Origin of the sequence: Dankookia rubra (assembly GCF_004355005.1) — a bacterium.
Lineage (GTDB): Bacteria > Pseudomonadota > Alphaproteobacteria > Acetobacterales > Acetobacteraceae > Paracraurococcus > Paracraurococcus ruber_A.
Map to the genome: position 1 here is coordinate 1 of NZ_SMSJ01000183.1, position 4,899 is coordinate 4,899.

The 4,899-nt window shown below is 72.5% G+C and carries 3 protein-coding genes; all 3 read left to right on the forward strand.

Annotated elements, in window-relative coordinates; all coding sequences use genetic code 11:
* Positions 1 to 412: 412 nt before the first annotated feature.
* The 3 genes from secA (at position 413) to E2C06_RS35320 (ending at position 4,727) form a co-directional block, all read left to right on the forward strand.
* Positions 413 to 3,151: a preprotein translocase subunit SecA gene (secA, locus tag E2C06_RS35310; RefSeq protein WP_133293214.1), complete on the forward strand. Its 2,739-nt coding sequence runs from the start codon at positions 413 to 415 to the stop codon at positions 3,149 to 3,151.
* Between the two features lie 97 nt (positions 3,152 to 3,248).
* Positions 3,249 to 3,809, forward strand: coding sequence for a hypothetical protein (locus E2C06_RS35315; RefSeq protein ID WP_133293215.1), 561 nt, complete (start codon positions 3,249 to 3,251; stop codon positions 3,807 to 3,809).
* 306 nt (positions 3,810 to 4,115) lie between these two features.
* The gene (locus E2C06_RS35320) at positions 4,116 to 4,727 is read left to right on the forward strand and encodes an RluA family pseudouridine synthase (protein ID WP_133293216.1); all 612 of its coding nucleotides are present in this window, start codon (positions 4,116 to 4,118) and stop codon (positions 4,725 to 4,727) included.
* Positions 4,728 to 4,899 lie beyond the last annotated feature (172 nt).

The following is a 4,899-nucleotide window of genomic DNA, read 5'->3' on the forward strand; positions in this document are numbered from 1 at the left end:
GCCCGCGGGCGGGGCGGCGGGCGGGGCGGCGGGCGCGGCGGCCGGCGCCTGGGCCAGGGCGGCATGGGGTGCGACCGGCAGCAGCAGCGCGGCGGCCAGTGTCATGGAACGGAAACGCATACGGAACGGCACCCTTCGGACGGCGCGGGACAATGGCCGATGCCTCCCCCGGCAGCAACCAGGGGGGGCCGATCGGGCAACGGCGTTGACCTCGGCGCGGCGCTTGCCTATCTCTCGCCGCGCGCCGGGGTCGCGCCGCACCCGCCGCCCGGAAGGGTCCGGGGCCCGGCTTGGCCTCCCTCCTCGCTTCCGTCACGATCCCGCCTCGCCCGCGGCGCCCGTCCTGCCTGCGGCGCTGGTGCGACCGCGGCCCGCACGGGGGCCGGCGCCATCCCGGAGTAGCAAGGCCCGCATGTTCGGACGCATCGCCCGCGCCATCCTCGGCACCGTCAACGACCGGGCGCTCAAGCGCCTGCAAGGCCGCGTGCCGCAGGTCAACGCGCTGGAGCAGCAGACCGCCGCCCTCGACGACGCGGCGCTGCAGGCCCGCACCGCCCAATTCCGGGAGCGCCTGGCCAGGGGCGAGACCCTCGACGACCTGATGCCCGAGGCCTTCGCCACGGTGCGGGAGGCGGCGAAGCGGGTGCTCGGCCTCCGCCATTTCGACGTCCAGCTGGTCGGCGGCATGGTGCTGCACGAGGGCAAGATCGCCGAGATGAAGACCGGCGAGGGCAAGACCCTGGTGGCGACGCTGCCGGTCTACCTGAACGCACTGTCCGGCAAGGGCGTCCACGTCGTCACGGTGAACGACTACCTGGCCAGCCGCGACGCCGAATGGATGGGGCGGATCTACCGCTTCCTCGGCCTGACCACCGGCGTCATCGTCCACGGCCTGACCGACGACCAGCGCCGCGCCGCCTATGCCGCCGACGTCACCTACGGCACCAACAACGAATTCGGCTTCGACTACCTGCGCGACAACATGAAGTACCGGCTGGAGGAGATGGTCCAGCGCGACTTCAACTACGCCATCGTCGACGAGGTCGACAGCATCCTGATCGACGAGGCCCGCACCCCGCTGATCATCAGCGGCCCGTCCGAGGACAGCTCCGACCTTTACCGCCGGGTGGACGAGGTCGTGAAGCGCCTGGTCGAGGACAAGGCCACCTTCGAGAAGGACGAGAAGCAGCGCACCGCCAACCTGACCGACACCGGTTCGGAGACGGTCGAGGAGATGCTGCGCGAGGCGGGGATGCTCGAGGAGGGCAACCTCTACGACTTCCACAACGTGACGCTGGTCCACCACGTCAACCAGTCGCTGCGGGCGCACGTGCTGTTCTCCAGGGACGTCGACTACATCACCCGCGACGACAAGGTCGTCATCATCGACGAGTTCACGGGACGCATGATGGAGGGCCGGCGCTACTCCGACGGCCTGCACCAGGCGCTGGAGGCGAAGGAGCACGTCTCGGTCCAGCCGGAGAACCAGACGCTCGCCTCCATCACCTTCCAGAACTACTTCCGGCTCTACCCGAAGCTGGCCGGCATGACCGGCACGGCATCCACCGAGGCCGACGAGTTCGCCGAGATCTACAAGCTGGAAGTGGTCGAGATCCCGACCAACGTGCCCGTAGCCCGCAAGGACAGCGACGACGAGGTCTACCGCTCCGCGACCGAGAAGTACGCCGCCGTCGCCACCCTGATCGACGAGGCCCGCACCCGCGGCCAGCCGGTCCTGGTCGGCACCACCAGCATCGAGAAGTCGGAGGTGATCTCGGCGCTGATGAAGCAGCGCGGCATCCCGCACAACGTGCTGAACGCCCGCTACCACGAGCAGGAGGCGGCGATCGTGGCGCAGGCCGGCCGGCCCGGCGCCGTCACCATCGCCACCAACATGGCCGGGCGCGGCACCGACATCCAGCTCGGCGGCAACATCGAGATGCTGGCGCGCCAGGAAGCGGGCGGCCTCGGCGAGGGCCCGGAATTCGAGGCGGCGATGGCCCGCCACAAGCCCGAGGTCGAGGCCGGCCGCGCCACGGCCAAGGCGGCCGGCGGCCTCTTCGTCATCGGCACGGAACGCCACGAGAGCCGCCGCATCGACAACCAGCTGCGCGGCCGCTCCGGCCGCCAGGGCGACCCGGGCGCCAGCCGCTTCTTCCTCAGCCTCGAGGACGACCTGATGCGGATCTTCGGCAGCGACCGCATGGGCGGGATGCTGCAGAAGCTCGGCCTGAAGGAGGGGGAGGCGATCGTCCACCCCTGGATCAACAAGGCGCTCGAGAAGGCGCAGAAGAAGGTCGAGGCGCGCAACTTCGACACGCGCAAGAACCTGCTGAAGTACGACGACGTCATGAACGACCAGCGCAAGGAGGTCTATGCCCAGCGCAAGACCTTCATGCAGGCGGCCGAGGTGGCCGAGACGGTCGCCGAGATGCGCCGCGAATGCATCGCCGACATGGTCGACAGGGCGATCCCTGAGAATGCCTATCCCGAGCAATGGGACCTCGAGGGGCTCGAGGCCAAGGTGCGCGACCAGCTCGGCCTCGACCTGCCCGTCGCGGCCTGGGCGAAGGAGGAAGGGATCGACGAGACCCAGGTGCGCGAGCGCATCGAGGCCGCGGCCGACCAGCACTTCGCCGCCAAGACCGCGAATATCGGCCCCGACCTGATGCGGATGGTCGAGAAGTCGCTGCTGCTGCAGATCTTCGACGCGGTGTGGAAGGAACACCTGCTGGCGCTCGACCACCTGCGGCAGGGCATCGGCCTCCGCGCCTATGGCCAGCGCGACCCGCTGAACGAGTACAAGTCCGAGGCCTTCGGCCTGTTCAACGGCATGCTGGCCGACCTGCGGGAGCGGGTGACCAGCGTGCTGATGCGGATCGAGCTGCAGCCGGACCAGCCGCCGCCCTCCCCCGACCCGGTCCGGGTGATGGACATGCGCCACCCCGACCCGGCGATGGCCGAGCTGGAGATGGTCGGCGAGGGCGAGGCCGGCGGCTATGCGCCGGTGCCGATGGCGACCGGCGATGCCGGGCGGCGGGCCGAGGCGGTGGACCCGAACGACCCTTCCACTTGGTCGCGCACCCCGCGCAACGCGGCCTGCCCCTGCGGGTCGGGCAAGAAGTACAAGCACTGCCACGGCCGGGCCTGAGCCCGGCCGGCGGGCGGGCCGGATCGGTCCGCAGATGGATCATTTTATTGGTTACGGTTTCGTGTAGATTGGGGCGTCCTCATCCCGGGAACGCCCCATGCCCGATTGCACCTCCGTCACCCCGCACGCCGTCCACGCGCCCGGCTGCGGCTGCGCCGTCCCGCTCGGCCGCCGCGGCGTGCTCGCCGGCCTCGGCGGCCTGCTGACCCTGCCCGCCATGGGCGGCATCGCCCGCGCCGCCAGCGGGAACTACGAGGCGATGCTGGTCAACTGCATCGACCCGCGCTTCACCACCGGCAGCTTCGAGTACATGGGGACGCGGCAGATGCGGAACCGGTACAGCCAGTTCGTCATCGCCGGCGGGCCGGTCGGCGCGGTCCACCCGCGCTTCGCCGCCTGGCACCAGGCCTTCTGGGACAACCTCGGCATCACCGTGTCGCTGCACAGCATCAAGTCGGTGGTGGCGCTGACCCACCGCGACTGCGGCGCCGCCAAGCTCGCCTTCGGCGAGGCCGCGGTGGCCGACCCGACCGCCGAGACCGCCACCCACGCCAAGGCGCTGAGCATCTTCCGCGCCGAGGTCGCCAGCCGGCAGCCGGCGCTGAAGGTGGTCACCGGGATCATGGCGCTCGACGGCTCGGTGATGACGGTCGGCTGACCCCGCGGTCAGCGGCGGGGCCTCGCCCCGGCCCCGCGCGCCGCGCCGGGGGGCATTCACCCCCGGCCGGCGCTCCGCACCGGCGCGGATCGCGGACGGGCCTGTGCACCGGGGGGCATGAAACCTGGCTCGCAGCAGCACGCTGCAGCGCTGCCGCGCTCACCTCCGGGCGCAAACCGCTAAAGGGAAGCCGGGCCACCGGGCCCGAGGGATACCAGCACCATCCGCGCCGCACGCCCCCATGCCGCCGCGGCCCCGCCGCCGGGGCCCGACCCGCTCGCCCGGCTGCTGCACCGGGATGCCGAGGTGCTGATCCTCGACAAGCCGCCGGGCCTGGCGGTGCATCGCGGTCCGCGCGGCGGCGCCTCGCTCGAGGACTGGCTGCCGGCGCTGGCCATGGGCAGGAAGCGGCTGCCGCAGCCGGCCCACCGGCTGGATGCCGACACCGCCGGCTGCCTAGTGCTGGGGCGGACCAAGCCGATGCTGGCCACGCTCGGCGCGCTCTTCGCCGCCGGCCGGGCGGAGAAGACCTATTGGGCCGTGGTCCGCGGCGCCCCGCCGCAGGCGGCGGGCACCGTCGATGCCCCGCTGCTCAAGCGCAGCACCGCCCGGGACGGCTGGTGGATGGCGGTCGATCCCGCGGGACAGCCGGCCCGGACCGCCTGGCGGGTGCTGGGCGCGGCCGCGGGGCTGACCTGGCTGGAACTCCGCCCCAGGACCGGCCGGACCCACCAGATCCGGGTGCATTGCGCCCATCTCGGCTGCCCGATCCTCGGCGATGCGCGCTACGGCGGCGGCGAGGGCCGGCTGCACCTGCTGGCCCGCGCCATCGCCCTGCCGCTCGACCCGCCGCGCGCCGCCGTTGCGCCGCCGCCGCCGCACATGCGGGCGGCGCTGGCGGCCTGCGGCTGGGCATGATCCGCCGCCTCGCCCTGGCATTGCTGCTGGCCGCGCCGGCCCAGGCCCAGGCCCAGGCGCCGCGCTGCGGCTTCGGCCTGGGGCTGGAGGCGCTGCGCGGCGCCGACCGGCAGTTGCAGGCGGGGATCGCGGCGGCCGACCTGCTGCCCGCCCGCGACGCCGCCGAGGCCGC